Origin of the sequence: Asticcacaulis biprosthecium C19, from assembly GCF_000204015.1 — a bacterium.
GTDB classification, from domain to species: Bacteria; Pseudomonadota; Alphaproteobacteria; order Caulobacterales; family Caulobacteraceae; genus Asticcacaulis; species Asticcacaulis biprosthecius.
Genome location: NZ_GL883077.1, coordinates 830802 through 851036, shown reverse-complemented (window position 1 = coordinate 851036; position 20235 = coordinate 830802). Strand labels below are relative to the sequence as shown.

27 protein-coding genes are annotated in these 20235 nt (G+C 63.6%); all 27 read left to right on the top strand.

The window, feature by feature from the left end; all coding sequences use genetic code 11:
* The first annotated feature begins 68 nt into the window (after positions 1–68).
* The 27 genes from ABI_RS04325 to ABI_RS04195 all read left to right on the top strand — a co-directional run bounded on the left by ABI_RS04325 (position 69) and on the right by ABI_RS04195 (position 19970).
* Complete coding sequence (locus tag ABI_RS04325) at positions 69–266, top strand: hypothetical protein (protein ID WP_157138689.1); 198 nt, start codon at positions 69–71, stop codon at positions 264–266.
* Positions 263–880, top strand: coding sequence for a regulatory protein GemA (locus ABI_RS04320; protein ID WP_006271621.1), 618 nt, complete (start codon positions 263–265; stop codon positions 878–880). The genes ABI_RS04325 and ABI_RS04320 overlap by 4 nt, the downstream gene beginning before the upstream one ends.
* A gap of 1 nt (position 881) precedes the next feature.
* Positions 882–1124, top strand: a complete 243-nt coding sequence (locus tag ABI_RS04315) for a hypothetical protein (protein ID WP_006271620.1) — start codon at positions 882–884, stop codon at positions 1122–1124.
* Positions 1117–1470: a hypothetical protein gene (locus ABI_RS04310; RefSeq protein ID WP_040308571.1), complete on the top strand. Its 354-nt coding sequence runs from the start codon at positions 1117–1119 to the stop codon at positions 1468–1470. Before ABI_RS04315 ends, ABI_RS04310 begins: the two co-directional genes overlap by 8 nt.
* A gap of 59 nt (positions 1471–1529) precedes the next feature.
* The gene (locus ABI_RS04305) at positions 1530–2174 is read left to right on the top strand and encodes a glycoside hydrolase family 108 protein (protein WP_083811379.1); all 645 of its coding nucleotides are present in this window, start codon (positions 1530–1532) and stop codon (positions 2172–2174) included.
* A complete protein-coding gene (locus tag ABI_RS04300) occupies positions 2167–2418 on the top strand; it encodes a hypothetical protein (RefSeq protein WP_040308570.1) in 252 nt (83 codons plus the stop codon). Before ABI_RS04305 ends, ABI_RS04300 begins: the two co-directional genes overlap by 8 nt.
* On the top strand, positions 2415–2774 hold the full coding sequence (locus ABI_RS04295; RefSeq protein WP_006271616.1) for a hypothetical protein: 360 nt from the start codon (positions 2415–2417) through the stop codon (positions 2772–2774). Before ABI_RS04300 ends, ABI_RS04295 begins: the two co-directional genes overlap by 4 nt.
* Entirely contained in the window at positions 2767–3075 is a 309-nt protein-coding gene (locus ABI_RS04290; RefSeq protein ID WP_040308568.1) for a hypothetical protein, read from the top strand. The genes ABI_RS04295 and ABI_RS04290 overlap by 8 nt, the downstream gene beginning before the upstream one ends.
* Positions 3076–3077: 2 nt before the next feature.
* Positions 3078–3668, top strand: coding sequence for a phage protein Gp27 family protein (locus tag ABI_RS04285; protein ID WP_006271614.1), 591 nt, complete (start codon positions 3078–3080; stop codon positions 3666–3668).
* Positions 3665–5143 carry a phage terminase large subunit family protein gene (locus ABI_RS04280; protein ID WP_006271613.1) on the top strand — a complete coding sequence of 493 codons (1479 nt, stop codon included), beginning with the start codon at positions 3665–3667 and terminating at the stop codon, positions 5141–5143. The genes ABI_RS04285 and ABI_RS04280 overlap by 4 nt, the downstream gene beginning before the upstream one ends.
* Positions 5137–6852, top strand: a complete 1716-nt coding sequence (locus tag ABI_RS04275) for a DUF935 domain-containing protein (RefSeq protein WP_006271612.1) — start codon at positions 5137–5139, stop codon at positions 6850–6852. The genes ABI_RS04280 and ABI_RS04275 overlap by 7 nt, the downstream gene beginning before the upstream one ends.
* Entirely contained in the window at positions 6849–7199 is a 351-nt protein-coding gene (locus tag ABI_RS04270; protein WP_006271611.1) for a hypothetical protein, read from the top strand. Before ABI_RS04275 ends, ABI_RS04270 begins: the two co-directional genes overlap by 4 nt.
* Positions 7199–9799 (top strand): right-handed parallel beta-helix repeat-containing protein, encoded by a 2601-nt coding sequence (locus ABI_RS23390; RefSeq protein ID WP_006271610.1) that lies wholly within the window; start codon positions 7199–7201, stop codon positions 9797–9799. Before ABI_RS04270 ends, ABI_RS23390 begins: the two co-directional genes overlap by 1 nt.
* A gap of 22 nt (positions 9800–9821) precedes the next feature.
* Positions 9822–10646, top strand: a complete 825-nt coding sequence (locus ABI_RS24670) for a hypothetical protein (RefSeq protein ID WP_006271609.1) — start codon at positions 9822–9824, stop codon at positions 10644–10646.
* A gap of 3 nt (positions 10647–10649) precedes the next feature.
* A complete protein-coding gene (locus ABI_RS23385; RefSeq protein ID WP_006271608.1) occupies positions 10650–12260 on the top strand; it encodes a phage minor head protein in 1611 nt (536 codons plus the stop codon).
* 101 nt (positions 12261–12361) lie between these two features.
* A complete protein-coding gene (locus tag ABI_RS04250) occupies positions 12362–13441 on the top strand; it encodes a phage protease (protein ID WP_006271606.1) in 1080 nt (359 codons plus the stop codon).
* Positions 13438–13875 (top strand): hypothetical protein, encoded by a 438-nt coding sequence (locus ABI_RS04245; RefSeq protein WP_006271605.1) that lies wholly within the window; start codon positions 13438–13440, stop codon positions 13873–13875. Before ABI_RS04250 ends, ABI_RS04245 begins: the two co-directional genes overlap by 4 nt.
* A 9-nt stretch (positions 13876–13884) precedes the next feature.
* Complete coding sequence (locus ABI_RS04240) at positions 13885–14775, top strand: Mu-like prophage major head subunit gpT family protein (protein WP_006271604.1); 891 nt, start codon at positions 13885–13887, stop codon at positions 14773–14775.
* Between the two features lie 12 nt (positions 14776–14787).
* Positions 14788–15612: a hypothetical protein gene (locus ABI_RS04235; protein ID WP_006271603.1), complete on the top strand. Its 825-nt coding sequence runs from the start codon at positions 14788–14790 to the stop codon at positions 15610–15612.
* A 98-nt stretch (positions 15613–15710) separates the two neighbouring features.
* On the top strand, positions 15711–16061 hold the full coding sequence (locus ABI_RS04230; protein ID WP_006271602.1) for a phage protein Gp36 family protein: 351 nt from the start codon (positions 15711–15713) through the stop codon (positions 16059–16061).
* Complete coding sequence (locus tag ABI_RS04225; RefSeq protein WP_006271601.1) at positions 16061–16477, top strand: gp436 family protein; 417 nt, start codon at positions 16061–16063, stop codon at positions 16475–16477. Before ABI_RS04230 ends, ABI_RS04225 begins: the two co-directional genes overlap by 1 nt.
* Positions 16477–16980, top strand: a complete 504-nt coding sequence (locus tag ABI_RS04220; protein ID WP_006271600.1) for a phage virion morphogenesis protein — start codon at positions 16477–16479, stop codon at positions 16978–16980. The genes ABI_RS04225 and ABI_RS04220 overlap by 1 nt, the downstream gene beginning before the upstream one ends.
* The gene (locus ABI_RS04215; protein WP_006271599.1) at positions 16977–17600 is read left to right on the top strand and encodes a phage protein Gp37; all 624 of its coding nucleotides are present in this window, start codon (positions 16977–16979) and stop codon (positions 17598–17600) included. Before ABI_RS04220 ends, ABI_RS04215 begins: the two co-directional genes overlap by 4 nt.
* The gene (locus ABI_RS04210; protein ID WP_006271598.1) at positions 17601–17837 is read left to right on the top strand and encodes a DUF2635 domain-containing protein; all 237 of its coding nucleotides are present in this window, start codon (positions 17601–17603) and stop codon (positions 17835–17837) included.
* Positions 17837–19312, top strand: a complete 1476-nt coding sequence (locus ABI_RS04205) for a phage tail sheath subtilisin-like domain-containing protein (RefSeq protein ID WP_006271597.1) — start codon at positions 17837–17839, stop codon at positions 19310–19312. Before ABI_RS04210 ends, ABI_RS04205 begins: the two co-directional genes overlap by 1 nt.
* 9 nt (positions 19313–19321) lie before the next feature.
* Entirely contained in the window at positions 19322–19678 is a 357-nt protein-coding gene (locus tag ABI_RS04200) for a phage tail tube protein (protein ID WP_006271596.1), read from the top strand.
* Positions 19671–19970, top strand: coding sequence for a phage tail assembly protein (locus tag ABI_RS04195; RefSeq protein ID WP_006271595.1), 300 nt, complete (start codon positions 19671–19673; stop codon positions 19968–19970). Before ABI_RS04200 ends, ABI_RS04195 begins: the two co-directional genes overlap by 8 nt.
* Positions 19971–20235: the final 265 nt, after the last annotated feature.

Sequence of the window (20235 nt, the reverse complement as noted above, 5' to 3'; positions counted from 1 at the left end):
CGCCCCGATTGGGGCGTCTGACCCGTAAGGCGGGCGCTGATGAGGCCAGTATTATGAAACGCGGAAAGATGGTTAGGTCGTTTGGATCTTACTGCACCTTTAAGGTCGATGGCGGGTACGTCGTCCGGCTCGAGACCCTGCATGCGCGGCCGGGTAAGCCGCCGCGCCGTTCCTATACTGCCATCAACGCGGTGCCAGTCGCCTCTGTCGACCTGGCCGATATCGTGATCGACCACTGCCTGATGCCGAAGGGAGCGATGCAATGAGCGCGCTTCTCTCCAAGGTCCAGATCGGCCGGAAGGAGCTCGGGCTTCATGAGGACGATTATCGGGCGACTTTGAAGCGCCTGACCGGGCAGGACACCGCCAAGGGTCTCGGCGATCGCGACCTTCTGAAGGTGATCGAAGAGTTCAAGCGCCGCGGCTGGGTGCCGAAGGTTGTCCAGGGCGGGAAGAAGAAAGACCCCTCCACCGCTCCGCGGTCCCCCTCCGCACACGTGGGGCGGAGAAGTTCGCCGGCATCGTCGCCGGTCGCCAAGAAGGCCCGGGCGCTGTGGATCTCGCTCTATCAGCTCGGCGTCGTTCAGAATTCGTCCGAACGCGCCCTGGAGGCGTTTGGCGCCCGGCAGCTGAAGGTTGACGCCTTGATCTGGGCCGATGATGGCCAGATGTTCAAGCTGATCGAAGCGCTGAAAGGCATGGCCACCCGGGCGGGATGGTCGCAGCATTCGGATTCGCCGGTCGCCCTGGCGCGCGACCTGGTCAAGGCGCAATGCCGCAAGCTTTCGCTGATGGAACCGGCCGATCTGGCCAATCTGTCGATCGATCTCTTGCGGATCCGCGCGGCCGAACTGGGCGAACGCATCCGGAGTGGGGTCTGACATGTCCCACGCCTCGCGCATTGCCGATGCTGACGCCCGCCGCGAAGTCGAGGCGGACCTGGAGCACGCACGCGCCGAGGCGGACACCACACATCAGGCCTGGCAGACTGCCCAGCGCCGCTACAAATATGCCCCGGTCGGCACCAAGTCGGAACGGCTTCAGAAGCTCCTGGCGGCCAACGAGGCGGCGATCAAGGCCGATGGATATCTTAAGCGCCTCTTACGGGAGCTGGGCCGTGGGTGATATCTCCATGCGCCATGTCGTCGCCGCGATCGGCGAGACGGCCGCCCAGGCTATCGAGGCGAAGCTGGGCGGCAAGCGCATCGTCATACCCAAAACCATCGGGCTTAATCATCCGATCGGACAGGCGGTCGGCACCGAAGTCGCCGCCAAGCTGTCGGCCGAGTTCGCTGGCGCCATCCTCGACGTGCCGGTCGGCGCGAAGAAACGCGCGCTGATCGAGGGGGACTTGCGCAAAGGCGATTCCGTGAATACGGTTGCCGCCCGATACTTCACATCGCCACGTACGATCTGGCGCATCAAGGCCGCTCTGGCCGATGACGAACCCCAACAATTAGGCCTGTTCTGAGCCCGGACTGACACCTGTCAGGTTAGATCGCCAAGGCGACCCCGCGCATTGTGCCAGACATGGCCAGGGCAAAATCCAAGACTGTATCTCCGTTGGCGGTTCCGCGTTTTCTCGCGTCGAGCCGCTTTGCCGTCGTCGCCCGCCACGTGCTGGGCATCGAGGGCGGTCACGTCAACCACAAGGCCGACCCAGGCGGCGAGACCAACCACGGGATCTCGCTGCGTTTCGCGATCGCCGAGGGGCGGCTTGATCTGAATGGCGACGGCCTGCGCGATCTCGACCTGGACATGGATGGCGATATCGATGGCGCCGATATCCGGGCACTGACGCCGGACATGGCGCTCAATCTTTTTTACGAATGTTTCTGGCGCCGCCTCGATCTCGACCGTTTGCCCCGGCCGATCGATGGCGCCGTGTTCGACCAGGCCGTCAATGGCGGCCTGGTCGCCGCGGTCCGGATGCTTCAGGTCGCACTGAACCGCTGCGACAGTGTCAGGACCCACCTCGCCGAGGACGGCGTCCTGGGCCGGATGACGGCGGCCGCCGCCTGGATTGCCCAGCGCTCGGGCGAAGGGCCGTATTTGCTGGCGCAGTACCGCCGCGAAGCCGAGACCCGTTACAACGAGATCGTCCGCCGCAACTCCAGCCAGGTCTTGTTCCTCAAAGGCTGGGTCGCGCGGGCGCGGAGGCTGGGTGATGTCTGAGGTGTTGCCGCCTTCCCGCGACGGCATGAGCCGGGACCCGTTCGTTGACCGTGCCCGGTCGGTCTACCTGTACGCCGTCGTGATCATCGTCCTGGTCAACTATGTCGCCCTGCCACTGGCCGGTCTCTTCGGCATGCATGCCGAACCGATTTCGCTGGCGGCGTTGAGCGTCGTCGTCGCCCCGGCCGTCGTCTTCATGTTCGGCAAGTCCTGGGAACAGATCAAAAAGGCGGTGCGTCCGTGAGAGACCTTTTGCCCTTCATCGCCATCTTCGTGTCACTCGCCGCATTCGTTATGAATGTTGCAACCTTCATCCGCGCCGGGAAGTGGAAGGAATCCGAAGAAGGCAAGCTGTTGATCGCCCGCGTCGAACGGGCCGAAAAATGGAGCGAGCATGAAATTGCGCGAGCGCTACTGAGCACCGTCGCCGAACATGAAACCCGTCTGGCTGCCGGCGAAATCAAATTCCTGAACCTGGCCACCAAGGCCGATATCGCCTCGGTGAAGGCAGAGGTCAGCGCGCTTGAAAAGACCATCGACAAGGTGGACGGCGCGGTCGTGCGCATCGAGCGGCTGTTGATGGGGCGCCATCATGACTAACTTCGCCCAGCTCGTGAATGAAGATCTTCGCCTGGCTATCCTGCGCTACCTGTCAGGCTTTGCCAGCTACACGCTCAGCGTATCGATGTTGCACAGGGCCCTGGTGGCGTCGCGAGAGTTCCATGTCACGGCCGACCAAGTCATGGCCAATGCGGAGTGGTTGCGCGACACCGGGCTGGCCGACATCGAAGATCTGGGCCGTGGCAAGTTCAATGTCATCGCTCTGCCCGCCGGTCGCGAAGTCGCCGCCGGCCTGGCCACCCGCCGCGGGGTAACACCTTACGACCCGTCGCAGGGGTAGCCATGAAAAAGCGCCACGCCCCGTCGTCGATCGAGACACTGCCGGAAGAAGTTCGCCTCAAGATCGGCAAGCTGATCGCCGCCAATGTCACGCTCGACGCCATCCTTCAGGCCATGGACGAATTGCTGGCGACCTCGGACGCCTTTCAGCTGCCGTCTCGGTCGGCGCTGGGCCGCTATGCCAAACGGTTCCGCAAGGTCCAGGAGCGCCTGGCGCAAACGCGGGCGGCGGCGGAGACCTTCGCCGCCAAGTTCGGCGACAAACCTGATGACCAGGTCGGGCGGCTGAATATCGAGATGATGCAGACCATCATCTTCGACCTGGCCAGTGCGGTGGGCGAGGCCGACGACGATGACCTGGGCGAAGGCGAAGCCAAGCCGGTCACGCTCGATCCTGAACAGGTTCTGTTTCTGGCCAGGTCCCTGCAGTCGCTGTCGTCTGCCGCCAAGACGGACACGGATCGGACCCTGAAGATCAAAGAGCAGGTCGCCAAGGAAGCGGCGAAGGCGGTCGCCAACGTCGTCAAGCAGGAGGGTATCAGTGATGACATCGCCGAACGCCTGTTCAATGCTGTCATGGGTGGTGCGAAATGAAGCTGCGCCCCGCCCCCACGCTCGATGCCTTCGATGCGGCCAAGGTTGAGTATGATCAGAAGCTCCAGGATGTCGGCCGAGGGAATATCCTGCTGGGATACCAGGGCCGGGCCATCAAGGCGGTCACGCAATTTGCGCTTACCGTTATAGAGAAGTCCCGCCGTATCGGCCTGACCTGGGGCCTCGCCTTTCAAGCCGTACTGACCGCTGCCCGCAAAGGCTATGCCGGCCGCAAGGTCTGGTACATGGGCTTCGAAAAAGACATGACGCGGGAATTCATCGACGCGTGCGCCATGTGGGCAAAAGCGATGAACTTCGCCATTGAGGATTCGGGCGAGGTTGTTCTTGAAGACGAAGAGAAGCACGTCACCGCCTTTGTCATAACCTTCCCCTCCGGCAACAAGATCACCGCCCTGCCGGCTGTGGCGCGCGCCTGGCGCGGCAAGAAGGGCTTCGTCATCATCGACGAATCCGCCTTCATGTCCAACTTGGAAGAGGTGCTGAAGGCCGCCCTGGCATTGACCATGTGGGGCGACAAGGTCGTTGTCGTGTCGACACACAACGGCATCGATAACCCGTTCAACAAGCTGATCCAGGAGATCCGCGCCAAGAAGCGCGAAGGCGAGGTCATCACCATCACCCTGGCCGATGCCCTGGCCGATGGGCTGTATGAGCGGATCAAGCTGCTCAATCCGGATATCCCGGACAAGGCGGAATGGGAGCGGGCGCTGCGTGCTCGCTATGGCGACAATGCTGCCGAAGAGCTGGACTGTATCCCCAAGGTCGGCGGCGGCTCCTGGCTGAAGGCTGAGGACATCACCAAGTGCGAGCATGCCGACGCGGGCAAGCCGGAGCTGTACCAGGGCGGACTCTGCTATATCGGCCGCGACATCGCGCGCCGCCGACACTGGGCCGTGATCTGGGTATTTGAGTTGGTCGGCAACATCCTGTGGCTGCGCGAACGCTGGGAGAAGATCGGCGCGACGTTTGCCGAACAGGAAGAAGCCTTCGACGATATGATGCACCGATACCGGATCGCCGAGGCGGACATCGATCAGACCGGCATGGGCGAAGCTGTCGTTGAAGCCGCCATCACCAAGCACGGGCCCAGGGTCAAGGGCGTGCTCTTCGCTCCGGGCACACGTCTGACCATGGCGACCCTGTTGGCCGAGCGTTTTCAGAACGGCACCATTCGCATCCCGTATGACGATGAAATCCGGGTCGACCTTCGCGGCATCAAACAGGCCAGCAACGACAACAAGGCGCTCGCCGAAGCGGCCGACGTACACCCGGACCGTTTCTGGGCAGCCGGCCTGGCGTGCCTGGCCGCGCACGGCATGAAGATCGAATACGGCTATACGCCGGTCGGCGCCCTAAAGGCCGGCGCCAATGACGACTTTAACTCTCGACACGGTGGTCACCTCGATCGCGGCGAAACCCGCCATGGGATGAGCAAAGGCGGTGGCGCATGGTGATCAAGACATCGTCCCTGGTCGACCCGTCGACCGGCAAGCCGCTCCAGTACCAGGTGCTCGACCGCGAGATTGCCGGCCCGACCCTCACCGGTATGCGCCCCGTCCTCAGTGGTCACCCCGCCCAGGGCCTGGACCCCGGCCGGCTGGCGTCTATCCTGCGCCAGGCCGAACAGGGCGACGCCACCGCCTATTTCGAGCTGGCCGAGGAGATCGAAGAAAAGGACGCGCACTATGCCGGCGTCCTGGGCGTGCGTAAGCGTTCGGTCACCCAGCTCGAGATCACAGTCGAAGCCGCCGGCGACGACGCCGCCTCTCAGGCGCATGCCGATCTGATCCGCGACTACCTCGACCGGGACGAATTGGAAGGCGAACTGTTCGATATCCTGGACGCCATCGGCAAGGCGATCAGCTATACCGAGCTGATCTGGGAGCGCAGCGTTACGCCGTGGATGCCCAAGCTGAAGACGCGCGATCCGCGCTTCTTTGAGTTCGACCAGGTCGACGGCGAGACGCCGCTGCTCAAGGGCGGAACCGACGGCAATGCCGGGCTGCCTGAGCCCCTGCCGCCGTACAAGTTCATCGTGCACCGCCACGCCTTCAAGACAGGCCAGACGGTGCGCGGCGGGCTGGCCCGCGTCATGGCCTGGCCCTACCTGTTCAAGAACTTCGCCCTGAAAGACTGGGTCATCTTCGCCGAGATCTACGGCATCCCCATGCGCGTGGGCAAATACGACGCCAGCGCCACCGAGGAAGAGCGCCGCACCCTATTGCGGGCCGTGGCCTCGATCGGCAACGATGCCGCCGGCATTATCCCGCGCTCGATGGAGATCGAGTTCGTCAACGCCATGGCGTCGGGCAATGCCGAGGTGTTCCAAAATCTTTGCGAATATCTGGACATGCAGATCAGCAAGGCGGTCCTGGGCCAGACCGGATCGACCGATGCGACCACGGGTGGCTTCGGATCGTCCGGCGCCGTGCACAACGATGTGCGCCAGGACATCCAGCGCGCCGACGCCAAGGCGCTGGCTGCCACGCTGAACCGCGACCTGGTCCGGCCGATGGTGTTCCTGAATTTTGGCGAGCCGGCCAAGGGCAAGTATCCCCGGATCAAGATCGGCCAGGCCGAGACGTTCAGTCTTGAGAACTTCGAGATGATCGAACGCTTTGCCAAAGGCGGCGGTCGGGTCGAGGAGTCCGTTGTTGCTGACAAGATGGGCCTGCCCGACGCGCCCGAGCCGACCGAGGGGAAAGAAGTTCGCTTCTGGGGAGCCCCTAAGGAAACGCCGCCCGCTGGCCAGGACGGCACGCCTGGGTCGGCGGAAGATGGCACCGGGGCGACTCGGCCGCCCAAGAGCCCCTTAAGCGGCCTTAAACGGCCCTTAAGTGTCGAGGGGAGCCCTACAGCCCTCGCCGCAGGCGATGCCGAGGCGAAAGACGCGATCGACGGCCTGGTCGAGGCGACCGAGTCGGAATGGACCGAAGTCATGGCGCCGATGCTGGACGAGGTCTTTGACCTGGTCGACGGCGCGGCGTCGATCGAGGACATCCGCACAGGCCTGATCGGCGCCCTGGAGAAGATGGACGCCGGCAAGATGACGGACCTGCTCGCCCGGGCCGGCTATTCCGCACGCCTGGCTGGTGAGGCGGATCTCGATATCCGGGGGGACGGCCCGCCCTCAAGTAGCGAAGCGGTAGGGCAAACGACATGACCCCACCTGAAGCCATGATCGAAATCCGGCGCGGCACGACGGCGCCCACGGTGTTTCGCTTCAAGTCCAACGTCAATGGCGGTCTGCTGGACCTGGAAGGCTCGACCTTCAGCCTGATCTTGACGAACGAGCTGGGCGTCACGGTCCTGGCCAAGGCCGGCGTCATCGAGACAACGACGGTTGATGGCCTGGTCACCGACTGCCTGGTCAAGTTCGCCCTGACCAAGGTCGAGAAGGCGGCACTGAAAGCGGGCAAGAATGGCCGGTTTGAAGTCAGACGGGTGACGGAAGACGCCGCCGAAGAGACGTGGATCGCGGGCAACACCAATATCCGAGGAGTGGCCTGATGGCTGACGAACAGGCTTTCAAGGTTATCGAGGTCGTGGTGCCTGGCCCGCAGGGCGCAGGGAATACCTTTGCTGTTGCTGAAGGCCTGGTCGAGCGGCCGATGATCGACCGGCTGCCCAAGTTCAAATGGGACCTGAAGGATTATCCGCGCGCCCCAGGGCAGACGGCGCGGAACTGGCTGGCGGCCGCGGCGGCGGCCTTCCTCGCGTTTGCTGGCACGGCGCCGGCGACCCTGGCCCTGGGCGACCAGACGCTTGACCTGGGCAGCACCGCGATTGTGCTCGATGTCGATGGCGGCGCGCTGACGCTCGACGTCAACGGCACCACCATCACCCACACCGGCGCGCGCTGGATCGAATTTCAGAATGCCATGGGCGGCGGCGTCAGCGGCAAGGCGACGATCACCGGGCCGCACAACACCTCCGGCTTCTCGATCAAGACGACCGACTGCGAAGGCATGGTCTTCGACGGCTTTTCGATCGACCACGGCAATAGCGGGCTTGAGTTCTACCGCAGCACCAAGATCACGCTGCGCGACCTGACGTTCCACAACATGTACGGCCCGGCGTTTAAGGCGACCCAGGACAGTGTGGCGGTCCATGCCGAGCGTTGTCTTCTGACCAATGGCGCCGGCTTCATGGGCTACGCCGACCGGTGGGGCAACTACGTCAGCATGGATCGCTGCACCAAGACGCTCGACCAGTCGACCCTGACCACCTACCTTACGGGCCAACTCGAATTCGCCACGACGGAAGCCGGCGAAGTCACAACCACGGCGTTCCTGGGCGAAGAAGGTTTCGGCGGTACGGTCGATACCAAAGGCCACCTGATTACAAACTGCACGTTCGAATTCATTGGTGACAACGGCCTCTCATTTACCTCAACAGACAGCGTGGCGCGTGGCTGCGTGTTCCGCTGGTGTAAACATGACGGCGGGCACTCCTACAATTACAACAACCGGTTTGAAGGTTGCAGTTCGTACGATTGCGGCAAGGTCTCCAACGAATACGACGAAGAGACCGGAGCGCTCCTTTCGTCGACGCCAGTCACCGGATACGGAATCGGCATCCGGCCGAACGCCGGCGGCTGCGCTTATGGAAACCAGGTCATTGGATGTCTGGCCATCGATTGCCGCAAGGGCGGGTTCAACGCCGGCAACGACCTGTTGTACCGGTTGTGGGTGTCCGGCCTGGCCGACATCCCGAACACGGCGCCGCCGGGCGAGCCCAGCAACGCCGTCGACAACGTCAAGGATTACTGCAAGGTCGACTCCGGCGCCTGGACGACGGTCTGGACCGCCGGCGGCCCCTCGACCGGAAATCAGCCGAAGTCCACGTCCGGTCCGGTACCGACGCAGTTTGGTACGGTCTCGGCGGCCGCCTATGGCATTACCATCGACGCCGAGACCGGCAAGCCGACCAACACGCCCGAGCCGGGGACGGGCACCACGTCCGGACTGGTGTGGTGGAACGACGGCCGCATCTGGTGGTATTGGCGGTCCTCCTGCCCGGTCGGGCGCGGCCCCTGGGCGACAGATACCGTCTTCCGCGGCTGCTACAGCAACCACCCCGATCCGGAGCGGCGCTACTACCAGGATCCGCAGATCCCGGCCGACGCCAACAACTCCTGGGAAATTCCGTCGATCCTGTCGATCGGCGCCAAGACCTATACGGCTGAGGCCGGCTTCACGGCGGCAACGCTTAGCGAGACCGTAGCGGTCAAGGCGTCTGGCGCCAATACCGGCAATGGCTCTTGCGTCCTGGATGCCACGACGCCGCGCCTGGCCGGCTGCCAGATCGGCAAGTACCAGGTGCGATGCACCGTTGCCGGCGTCAACGCCACCTTCACCTTGACCGATCCGTTCGGCGTCCTGGTCGGCACCTATGTCCTGTCGGGTGGCACCGTTACCACGGACCTGCAGGTCAAGCTGGCCATCACCGGCGGCGCGACCAACTATATCGTCGGCGACGGCTTCGACGCCTGGATACTCAACACCCTGCCGCTGTCGTCGGGTTCGTATGGCAAGCTCAACGCCGCCGGCGCCCAGACGGTCAATCGGGTCGAGACGCCGCTCGGCTTCGTCTACCACGAGGTGGTCATCCGCAACGGCAATAGCCAGGCCTGGACGCTGATCCACGACGACGATCATCTGCGGCTGCCCGGCAACCTGGATGTGACGCTGGGCTACAAGGATTGGATCCGGCTTTTGCAGATCGCGCAATCCGGCGAACAGATCTGGATGGCGATTGGCTGTTCGGTCCAGAACTTGGCCGCCCAGTCCTACGCCACCGAGACCACTCTGACGGGCGCGCCCAGCGGCGTGCTGTCGATCGGCAACACCGGCCTGGCCGTGCTCAACTTCACGGGCAATGTCACGTCGGTGTCGACCACGGTGGCCGGCCGACAGCGCATCGTGCTGCGCGGCACGACGGGATGCGATGTGACCTTCGCGAACAGCAGCAATCTGCGGCTCGAGGGCGTCGAAGGCGGCAACCAGACCTTCCGGGTACGCGGCCGCAACAACTACATCGAACTCCTGAAACTGAGCGTCTCAGGCGCCCAGGTGTGGATGCAGGTCGGCGGCTACCAGACACCCTAAAGCGGCTTTAAGGAGGCCCTAAATGGATCATAATCGTTTCGAGACGTTCCGCGGCTGGCAGTGGAAGAGCGTAGTTTTCAGCTTGCCGGAGGCGATCGCTGCCATCGCGGTCACCCTCGTACTGATGCTGGCCACGTCATCGCCAGCGTTCGCCCAGTCGGAGAGTGATAGCGGCCAGCTGTCGACCCAAAGGCAGAAGATCTACCTAAACGCCGATGGCACCTGGTCGCCCCTCATTCAGGTGCGCGGGCTGGCGGGCTCGGGCATCCCGGTTGTCGGCGGCAATACGCCCGGCTCCGCGGTTCCCTCAACCGGTTTGATCGCTGGCGGATCGGACGGCACCAACTATCGGTTTTTGTCGACTGACACCGGCGGACGGCTACAGACCACGCTGGTCAACACGTCAGGCACGGCTCTACAATTGTCGCTGACAACGACCGATACCCTTGTCACAACCGCGTCTTCTATCGTTCCCACGTCCAACAACGTCGGACGCTTGTGGAACGGTACCAACTTCTCGCGTACCTATCAGATCGACGCCGCCACGGCCTCCGGAACGGGCGTCGCCGCTGTTGCCCAGGCTGGCAGCTCCTTTGCCAACATCACGACGGCCAGCACCACCACGGTCAAGTCGGGCGCCGGAATCGTCCAGTCCATCGTGGTCAATACGCCGGCGGCCGGAACGATCACCGGATATTGCAACACGGCCGCCTCGGGCACCAAGTTCGCCACCATCACCACGATCGCCTCGGTGTCGCCCTATACGCTGACATACAACCTGTACTGCACGACCGGCATCACGATCGTCACGACCGGGACGCTGGATATCACGGTCACTTACCGCTAAGCCATGGCACTGGACCTGAAGCCCCTTCCGCCTAAGGATGCTATTGCCTACTTTCGGTCGAAGGGGTTGCAGCCGAGCTTTGCCTGGCAGGATGTCTGGCAGGACCAACACGCGCAGGCCTTTACCGTCGCCAAGATGCTGCAGGTCCAGCTGCTCGAAGACACCCGCGCCATCGTCGACCAGGCCCTGGCTGAAGGCTGGACGCAGGCGATGTTCGATGCCGAGCTCGCGCCGCGGCTGAAGGCAGCCGGGTGGTGGGGCAAGCAGCTGATGGGCGACCCCGACACCGGCGAGGTCAAGCTGGTCCAGTTGGGGTCAAAACGCCGGCTGAAGACGATCTTCCAGACCAATCTGCGCGTCGCACACCAGGTTGGTAACTGGCAGCGCGCCTGGGCGGTGCGCGCCACGACGCCGTACATGATGTTTCGGCACAATTCGGTGCGGTTTCCCCGGCTGGAGCACAAGGCGTGGGACGGGACCATTCTGCCGATCACCGATGCCTGGTGGGATACGCATTACCCGCCGTGCGCCTGGGGCTGCAAGTGCACCACCATGTCACTCAGCCAGGCCATGCTGGATCAGCGCAAGCTTAAGGTGACGTTGAAGCCGGTCCGGTTTCCGCCCAAGGCCTATGTCAATCCCAGGACCGGCGAGCCTGCGACCATCGAGGGCGGGATCGACCCGGGTTGGAATTACAATGTCGGCAAGGCGCCGCTGCGCCACCTGACCGCACGGCCGGCGCCGACGCCCAGGGGTGTGAAGGGATTGCCGGCAGACCAGGCCGGCCCGGCGGCGCGCAAGTTCCTGGAAGACCTCAACCTGCCCGCCGATCGGCCGGTCGTCGATCCGGGCGGGCATCCGGTCGTGGTCAATGACGGGCTGTTCCGCGATGCGGCCGGCTTCTCGGCGGTTCCGCGCCCAGACCTGGTCGAGTTCCTGCCGCAGGTCGCCCAGACCCTGCGCAGTCCTGAGACGGTGGGGTGGGTGTGGGGCCTGGAGGAGCGGACAGCGAAGATCGCGGTCGACCTGGCGCGGGTGATGGCGGTGGCGACGCCAGGGACTGATGATCGCGACATGGCCGACTTGGGCCCAATGCCACAGTGGCTGATCACCCAGGCAGCCCTGCGCAAAATCGACTTGTCGAAGATGACGCTACGCGCCCATGCGTCCGAGATACGGCATTCCCGCAAGGAACATCCAGACGTTAAGGACGAACATTACCAGCAAGTCCCAGCACTGGTCCGGATGCCCGAGAAGGTCATATACGGTCTGCAAGATTATCGCCGTCAGCCGGCGATCGCAATGATCGGGGAATACAACGGCGAAAGGCTGGTCGGTTTCTTTGGCGTGAGGCCTGGAACGCGAGAGCTGGTGCTCAAATCGCTGTATAGACGCCGCGCCGGGATCGATGACCTGGACCTAAAGGAACTCTTTCGACCTTACGCGCGAGACGGCGGCGCGGCTGATCTAGACGTAGACGACATGCGCGGAAAAATCAAGTTGGAGCAGGACTTCCTGCTGCGGCGTTTCGTGCGCCGGGTTGACAAGCGCACCATCAACGTGGATTTTGCGCCCAGCCTCGGCACCTGGACCTATGACGTCCAGGACGACTAGCGACCTGAACTGACACCTGTCAGGTTAGATAGTCCCCCGCCATCCTCGTAACTTGCTCCCATGTGAAGCGCCCGATCCCGGGCGAGGCTAGGGGCCTGTTCGTGAAACTCAAGGGGCAATCTCATGAAGTTGTAGTAGCGCTGGCGGCGGCTGTCGAACTGACGGCCGCCGATCTGATCATGAACGCTGACGGGACTGCGACCCAACGTATCCGCCTGCTGCCCATGGGCAAGTTCACGACCCGCGGCAAAGGCACCTACACTGTCCTGAACCTCGCGCACGCCCAGCAGATCGTTGCCGCTTCGCAAGCCTGGGCAGGTCAGCAGGACATTCCCCTCGACTACGACCATCAACTCGTTTTCGCCGCGTCCGGACAGGGCGGCACGGCTCCGGCGTCTGGCTGGATCAAGCCCGCGGCCCTGACCGCTGAAGCCGATGGCGTTTACGGCACCGTCACCTGGACCGCCAAGGCCGCCGCCGCGATCAACGCAGGTGAATACAAATACATTTCGCCGGCCATCGACCACGATGCCGCCGGCAAGGTCAGGCTGATCTTCAACGCGGCCCTGACGGCCTACCCCGCCACCGACGGCCTGACCAAACTGGCCGCCTCCGCCTCTCTCAACAACCAACTGGAAACCGAAATGGACTTGACCGCTCTCGCGGCCATTCTCGGGCTGGCCGCAACCGCGACCCTGCCCGAGATTGAAGCCGCCGCGACGGCCCAGGTAACCGCGCTCAACGCGGCCCAGGGCAACTATACCGCGCTGACCCAGGCCCTTGGCCTGGAAGCCAGCGCCACGCACACTGCCGCTCTGTCGGCCGCGACCACGCTGAAGGCTGGCGGCAACGCCCAGACGGCCCTCATGGCGCAGTTGCAGACCCAGGTCACGACGCTGACCGCGGCCGCCAACACGGCCGAGGTCGATGCCGCCATCACCGCCGGCCGCATCATTCCGGCCCAGCGCGACCACTATCTCAACCTGCTCAAGACCGCGCCCGAAACGGCCCGCGCCTTGATGGGCTCCAACCCCGTCGTCGCCGGCGGCGAGGTCCTGACCGGCAAGCCCGCCGGCGGTGCCACCATCACCGCCCTGTCGGCCGAGCAGAAGCAGGTTTGCGCCGCCTTCGGTCAGTCGGAGGCCGACTTCCTCAAGGCCTTGCAGGAGAGTGCAACTTGACGGCTATCACCGCCCCCCGCAAAATCATCTTTCGTGGCTCCGTCGTCGACCATTCGTTCGGCGTCAAGGCATCGGCCGTCGTGCTCCAGAGCGCGCTGGTCCAGCTGATCGCCGGATATGCCATCGACGGCAAGACCGGCGCCGACTCGACCGAAGCCGGAACGCTGCAAACCGTCGGCGTCGCCCTGGAGACCGTCACCGGAACCGCCGCCGATGGTGGTGCCGTCGTGACCGTCAGGTCCGGCGAAGCGAAGTTCGCCAACCTGACCGGCGACCTGGTCACCGTCGCGGAGATCGGCAAGGTTTGTTACCTGGCCGACAATCAGACGGTCGCCAAAACCTCCAACACCAATGTCCGCGCCATCGCGGGCCGCGTCACCGGCGTCGATAGCGACGGTGTCTGGGTCCGCGTCGGTGTTGGCCTCGCCGCTTAAGGAGCGACCATGATTATCAACAACGCCACCCTGACGGCCTTGCGGGTCAGCTTCAACCTGTCGTTCACGATGGGCCTGGGCAAGGCGCCGCGCGTCACCGATCCCTTTGTCACCCCGGTCCCGGCCTCGACCAAGGTCGAAACCTTCGGCTTCCTGGGCGACTTCCCGATCTTCAAGAAGTGGGTCGGTCCCAAGCAGATCAAGGCGCTCGAAGAACGTGCCTATTCGATCACGGTCGACGACTATGAAGTGACGGTCGCCGTCCACAAGAACAAGATCAAGGACGACAATCTCGGCCTTTATCCGTCTATGCTGGAAGGCATCGGCCAAGACGCCGGCTATCTGCGCGACCGCCTGTGCCTCGATGCTCTGAAGGCGGGCCACACCTCCACCGGCTACGACGGCCAGTTCTTCTTCGACAGCGACCACGTCATCAACGGTGTGACCTTCTCGAATATCAACACAGCCGGCACGGTCGAGCCCTGGTATTTGATGGACCTCAGCAAGCCGCTGAAGCCGATCATCTATGTTGACCGCGAAAAGCCGAACTTCGTGTCCAACGTCAACGCCAACGGCCAGAACGACCATCTGTTCAACCTCGGCGAATATTTGTTCGGCGGCGAGGCTCGCGGCGCGGCCGGCTACAGCTACTGGCAGACCTCCTATCGGTCGACCGCCACGCTCAATGCCGCCAACTATGAGGCCGCCAAGCAGATCATGTCGTCCTACACCGACGACAACGGCGAAAAGCTGGGCATCGTGCCGACCCATATCGTCGTCGGCACCAGCAACCTGGCCGCCGCTCAGAAGCTCTTCGAAGCCCAGAACCTGGCCGGCGGCGAGTCCAACATCTACTGGAAGAAGCTCATCATTATCGATGCTTCTTCGCGCTTGCCGTAAGCGAGGGTCATCATGAACGCCCTCACCCTGCGACTGAAGTCCACCGGCGCCGCGCGCCGGGCCGGCTTCGACCTGACGCCACTCGGCCACTGGGCCGTCCACGCCCTGGAGATCGCGGCGGTCGAAGGCCTTCGGCGCCTGTTGGCCCTGGTCCTTGACCCTAAGATCGAGGTCCAGGTCGGCACTACTGATCACGCCGGCGGCGACGGCGACGGCTACCACTGGGAGCCGGCGCCTTCGGCCGAAGTCATCAAGGCGCGCATTGCCTCTGTCGAGCCAGTCGTCCTGGTTCTGGACGCCAGCCCGGTCGAAGCCGCCCTGCGTGAAATGGTCGAGGCGCACATCCTCGCCATCCGCGAAGGGCGCTGCCCGATGCCGCCGATTGACGAGATCCATGAAACCACCGCCGCGATCCGGTCCGCCAAGCCCAGCGACTTCGGCCGCGGCTTAATGATCGATCCCGACCAGGCCGAACTCGACCTGACCGGCGCCTGGATCAAAGACCTGGGCGAAGAAGGCCTTGGCCTAGGCGTGGATGTGATCCTGCCGGGTGACACCGGCGAAACCGATACCCGAGGGCCGGTGAGCCCACCGACGGAAGGCGAAGCAACGCCTGACACTGCGACGCCTAAGGCGCTGCCGTCCGATGCCGAGCAGAATGCCGGCACGGACACCCCTACAATTCCGAGCCAGCCTGGGGAGGCCGAGGGCCAGGCGCAGGTCGCGACGTTAGATCCCGCCCCTGCGCCTGTTCCGGCCCCCGCGCCTGCTCAGACCGAGACTGTGGTGAAGCCTGCCAAGGCCAAGTCGCAGACCAAGCCCGGGCCGAAAGGCTAAGGCGTTTCCTCCCTGTAAACTGGGCGGCGGCGCGTAGTTCCTTCTGCCGCCGCCCACATTTTTAAGACCCCCTTAAACCCTCCCTAAGCACCCCTTAAATGTACGCCACCGCCTCCCAAATTCTTGAACGCGCAGCCCCGGCCGAACTGGCCGAGCTGGAGAAGCGTACGGGCGTGGCCGTCGATCTGGCCTATGTCGAGACCCTGGCGCGCGAAGCCGCCGCCGAAATCGATGCTCACCTGGTCGAACTTTACGAACTCCCCTTCGCCGATCCGTTGCCGACGACCCTGAAGCCCGCCACGATCGACCTGGTCCTGGAGCGCCTGTTTGGCGGTGAAGGGCCGTCGAGCTACCGGCTGAAGGCCGAAGGCACCCGAACCTTCCTGCGCCAGGTCAAGACAGGCGCGCTCAAGCTGGTCGGTCGTACGTACCGCAGGAAGGCGCGCTGATGTACGCCGTCCTTTCCGACCTGCAGACACGCTTTACGACGGACGCCCTGATCCAATTGACGGACGAGGCCGGCCTGGGCACGATCGACCAGGACAAGATCGATGGCGCCCTGGTCGACGCGACCAACGAGATCAACGCCTATGTCGCCGCCAAGTACGACGTCGCCTCACTGGTTCTGCCCGAACCGAACCTGACGCGCTATTGCTGCGACCTGGCCTACTACTATCTGCACAAGGACGAGGTCCCGGAACCCGTCCGCAAGCGCTACGAAGACGCCATCAAGTGGCTGACCCGCCTTTCGCGCGGGGAAATCAAGCTAACCACGGCCGGCATCGAGGCCGCCGCCGCGCCCAGCACCGTCGAGTTCGTCAGCCCTGATCGCGTGTTCTCACGCGAGACGATGCGGGGGCTGTGATGGTCCAGATTGTTTTTACGATCAATGGCGGCGACGTCGCCGGCGCCTATGTCAACGAGATCATCCGCCGGCTAGAGAATGCCCTGCCACTGATGCAGGACATCGCCTTCTACGGCGAAGAGACCACTCAGGAGCGCATCGCCGACACCAATGTCGGGCCGGATGGCCAAGCGTGGAAACAATCCGCCCGCGCCAAGGCTGACGGCGGCAGGACGTTGTTCGCCGAAGGCAATCTGCACAACGATATCAGTTCGGAAGCCACTGCCGACAGCGCCATCTGGGGCGCCAACCTGATTTATGCTCGGATCCACCAGGAGGGCGGGGTTATCGAGGCGACGAACGGCAAGGCCCTGCACTTCGCCATGCCTGGCGGCGGCTTCGTCACCGTCAAATCGGTGACCATTCCGGCGCGGCCGTACCTTGGCCTCAGTGCCGAGAACCTTGAGGTCATCGACGGCAAGATCGAGAGCTACTTTCTCGATGGATTGGTCGGCACGGCATGACGAAGATCGCCGACATCGAGGACGCTATCCTGGCCTACGCGAAAGCGGCCGGCGAGACGGGCGTCATCCCCTACGAATGGGGGACGGCTGATTCCTACCCACTCAACTGGGACGCCGAGCTGTCCAAGACGCTGAAGTGGCCGGCCATCTGGGCGACCTTCGGCGGCTTCCCGCAACCGCAGACCCTCAGCGCCGGCGCCAAGGTGCGCGCGAACTTCGCCGTCGTGGTGGCCGCCAAGAACAAGCGCGGAGGCGCGGCTGCCGCCAAGGGGGGGCCGATCGCCAGCGAGGCCGGCGCCCTGGGCCTGATGGAAGACGTGATCAGCTTGTTCATGGGCAATGATCTCGGCCTCGAGATCGGTGACTTCGAACTGGGGCCGGTGACCCGCGTCCCGCATTCGGTCGCGATGGCCAAGGCCGGAGTGTCGCTGATCGTCATCCAGTTCACCACGGAATTCCTGTTCGAAAAGGCATCGCCCAACTTCGACAATGAAGCCGAGTTCCTGGGACGGTTCGCGACCTTGCAAGCCGAGTTCACCCTGGCCCGGTCCGAACCCGCCGACGACGAAGCCGCTGACCTGGTCAGCAACCAAACCCTGCCAACAGAGGAGGCCTCCTAAATGGCCCGATTGTTCTACAGACCCGCAGCCGTCGACGCCAAGTCCAAGGATTTGCGCGTCGTCCCGGATCCCGCCACCGGCCAAGCGCTGCCCGCAACCGGCGGCTGGGTTGATGACAGCCCGTACTGGGCCCGCCGACGCGCGGACGAAGATGTCATCGACGACACGGCCGCCCAAACCAAGCGCGAGGCCGACGAAGCCAAGGCCACCGCCAAACCCGATAAGGATAAGGTCTGATGGATAGTCTCAGTTTTACGCAAATTCCCCTGACGACGCGCTCGCCCGGCCAGTACGTCGAGTTCGATTTCAGCAAGATGCGCAACGGCTTGCCCGGCCGGCCTTACCGCGTGCTGTGTATCGGTTTGGGGACCTTTCCTTCGGACCTGGACAGGCCGGTTCGCGTTGACTCCGCCGATCACGCGAAGGCCATCTTCGGTCAGGGCTCGATGCTGACCGGCATGTGCGCGGTGTTCAACGACCAGATCAACAGTCGCGATATCCAACTCTGGGGCATGCCGCTCGGCGAACCTGCCACGGGCGATCCGACCGCGGCGACCGGTACCTTTGTCTTCACAGGTACGGCAACCAAGGCCGGCATTATCGCTCTGATGGTCGAGCAACAGCGCATTCAGGTGTCCGTCGCAGTGGGCATGACGGCCGCTCAAACTGCCGCCGCGGTTAGCGCCAAGATCAACACCTATCTTGACCTGTCCTGCACAGCCGGTGTGTCAACCGCAACCGTGACGGTCACGTCTCGCCACAAGGGCACTGCCGGCAATTCAATTTATCTGGCCAAGAACTACGACCCCGGCGACCGTGTGCCGATTGGCCTGACGTGCGAGGTCACCGCTATGTCCGGCGGCACCGGGGACCCGGTCGCCGCAACCAAGCTGGCATTGCTCGGCGACCAGGCTTTCGATGCCATTCTGCACTTCTGGACCGATGCTACAAATATCGCGGCCGTCGAGGCCTTTGCCGCCGACCGGGCCATCGCCACCAAGCGCAATTACTGCTGGTCGTTAACGCACAAGACGGACAGCTATTCGACCCTCACAACCTTCGCCGCCTCACGCAATAGTGCCTTTGCGCCGATCGTCGCGATGAAGGGTACGCCCTGGCCCAGTTGGAAAGTCGCCGCCGCCGTCGGTGGCGCCTGCGCCAACAGCATCGCCAACGATCCGGCTACCCCGCTGTGTGACCTTGTCATCAAGGGCATGCTGCCGCCTAAGGACAACGATCGCTTCAGCGGGACGGAACGCGAGTTGCTACTCCAGGCCGGCCTGGCCACGCTGGACGTCAACGATGCCGGCAAGGTCTATATCCAGCTCCTGGTCACGACCTACAAGACCAATGAAGCCGGCTATGCTGACGACGGTCTCTACCTGCTAACCCGCCTGACGACGCTGTTCTATATCTCCTGGGCCCAGCAGGTCCTGATCGCCGAAACTTACCCGCGCTACAAGCTGGGCGATGATGGCGGCAACTATTTGCCGTCGGCCAAGGTCGCTACGCCGTCGCAGATCCGCGCCACCCTGGCTGCCCAGGCGGTCGACTTCGGCAAGGCCGGGCTGATCGAGAACGTCGCGGCCTACATCGATGCGCTGGTTGTTACCCGTGACGCAACGGACCGCGACCGCGTCAACAGCTTCCAGAGGCCGGACCTCATCAACGGCTTCCTGAAGTTCGCCTCCATGATCCAACCCCTGGCTTAAGGAGCCCCCATGGCCAAGCTAACCGGAAAAGCCAAGATCACGATCGACGGCGACTTCATCGACACCTTCAAGGGCGTCAAGTTCAATTCGGGGGGCGTCAAGCGCACCCCGGTTACGTCAGCGCACAGCGTCGGCTTCACCGAGGAACTGACGCCGGCGACTCTGGAGATCGAGAAGACTCAGGTGCGCGGCGACTCGATCAAGGACCTGGATATCTCCGACGCCACCATTCAGATCGAATGGGATACCGGCCAGGTCTATGTCATGCCACACGCCTTCCGTCTCGACCCGGCCGACCTGGGCGACGACGGCAAGTCGAAATACGTCTTCAACTCCGAGCCGGCAGAGGAGGTTTCCGTTGGCTGACAAAACCACATACACCCTGATCGAGCCGATCAAGGTCGTTAAAAAGGTCGAGGGCGCCGACCCGGTCGAAAGCCTTATCACCGATGTGCCGTTCAAATTGATGCGGCCGAAGGATATGCGCTGCATGGACGCCCACCAGGGCGAGCAGGGCAAATCGATTGCCCTTGTCGCGCACATGACCGGCCTGACTATCAGCCAGGTCGATGGCATGCACCCCAAGGACTATGAGGCGCTGGCGCGGGCCACCTCGGGTTTTATTCCCAGTGGCCAAGTGACTGGGAGCGCTGCCTAGCCGATATCGCGGCCACCTTTCCGGGCCTGTTCAACGTCAAGCAACTGTACCGGCTGACTTTCGAAGAGTTCAGTTTCTGGCACGGGGAAGTCATCATCCGCCATGAGCAATCTGGTCATTGAGTTTGTCGCCAAGTTCGTCGACCAGGCCTCGGCCGGGTTGAAGGGCTTTGCTTCTGACGTGGCCGGCATGAACACGGTGGCGGCCGGCGCAGCGACATCGGCCGCCGCGGCCGGGGCAGCGCTTGACGGCATCGCGGCGCCGG

Bases quoted from the DNA above. Each gene is read 5' to 3' on its own strand.
- ABI_RS04325 (WP_157138689.1), top strand. From the start codon at position 69: ATGGTTAGGTCGTTTGGATCTTACTGCACCTTTAAGGTCGATGGCGGG.
- ABI_RS04230 (WP_006271602.1), top strand. From the start codon at position 15,711: ATGTACGCCACCGCCTCCCAAATTCTTGAACGCGCAGCCCCGGCCGAA.
- ABI_RS04320 (WP_006271621.1), top strand. From the start codon at position 263: ATGAGCGCGCTTCTCTCCAAGGTCCAGATCGGCCGGAAGGAGCTCGGG.
- ABI_RS04215 (WP_006271599.1), top strand. From the start codon at position 16,977: ATGACGAAGATCGCCGACATCGAGGACGCTATCCTGGCCTACGCGAAA.
- ABI_RS04270 (WP_006271611.1), top strand. From the start codon at position 6,849: ATGACCCCACCTGAAGCCATGATCGAAATCCGGCGCGGCACGACGGCG.
- ABI_RS04220 (WP_006271600.1), top strand. From the start codon at position 16,477: ATGGTCCAGATTGTTTTTACGATCAATGGCGGCGACGTCGCCGGCGCC.
- ABI_RS23390 (WP_006271610.1), top strand. From the start codon at position 7,199: ATGGCTGACGAACAGGCTTTCAAGGTTATCGAGGTCGTGGTGCCTGGC.
- ABI_RS23385 (WP_006271608.1), top strand. From the start codon at position 10,650: ATGGCACTGGACCTGAAGCCCCTTCCGCCTAAGGATGCTATTGCCTAC.
- ABI_RS04285 (WP_006271614.1), top strand. From the start codon at position 3,078: ATGAAAAAGCGCCACGCCCCGTCGTCGATCGAGACACTGCCGGAAGAA.
- ABI_RS04240 (WP_006271604.1), top strand. From the start codon at position 13,885: ATGATTATCAACAACGCCACCCTGACGGCCTTGCGGGTCAGCTTCAAC.
- ABI_RS24670 (WP_006271609.1), top strand. From the start codon at position 9,822: ATGGATCATAATCGTTTCGAGACGTTCCGCGGCTGGCAGTGGAAGAGC.
- ABI_RS04205 (WP_006271597.1), top strand. From the start codon at position 17,837: ATGGATAGTCTCAGTTTTACGCAAATTCCCCTGACGACGCGCTCGCCC.
- ABI_RS04315 (WP_006271620.1), top strand. From the start codon at position 882: ATGTCCCACGCCTCGCGCATTGCCGATGCTGACGCCCGCCGCGAAGTC.
- ABI_RS04200 (WP_006271596.1), top strand. From the start codon at position 19,322: ATGGCCAAGCTAACCGGAAAAGCCAAGATCACGATCGACGGCGACTTC.
- ABI_RS04280 (WP_006271613.1), top strand. From the start codon at position 3,665: ATGAAGCTGCGCCCCGCCCCCACGCTCGATGCCTTCGATGCGGCCAAG.
- ABI_RS04290 (WP_040308568.1), top strand. From the start codon at position 2,767: ATGACTAACTTCGCCCAGCTCGTGAATGAAGATCTTCGCCTGGCTATC.
- ABI_RS04225 (WP_006271601.1), top strand. From the start codon at position 16,061: ATGTACGCCGTCCTTTCCGACCTGCAGACACGCTTTACGACGGACGCC.
- ABI_RS04275 (WP_006271612.1), top strand. From the start codon at position 5,137: ATGGTGATCAAGACATCGTCCCTGGTCGACCCGTCGACCGGCAAGCCG.
- ABI_RS04210 (WP_006271598.1), top strand. From the start codon at position 17,601: ATGGCCCGATTGTTCTACAGACCCGCAGCCGTCGACGCCAAGTCCAAG.
- ABI_RS04235 (WP_006271603.1), top strand. From the start codon at position 14,788: ATGAACGCCCTCACCCTGCGACTGAAGTCCACCGGCGCCGCGCGCCGG.
- ABI_RS04305 (WP_083811379.1), top strand. From the start codon at position 1,530: ATGGCCAGGGCAAAATCCAAGACTGTATCTCCGTTGGCGGTTCCGCGT.
- ABI_RS04300 (WP_040308570.1), top strand. From the start codon at position 2,167: ATGTCTGAGGTGTTGCCGCCTTCCCGCGACGGCATGAGCCGGGACCCG.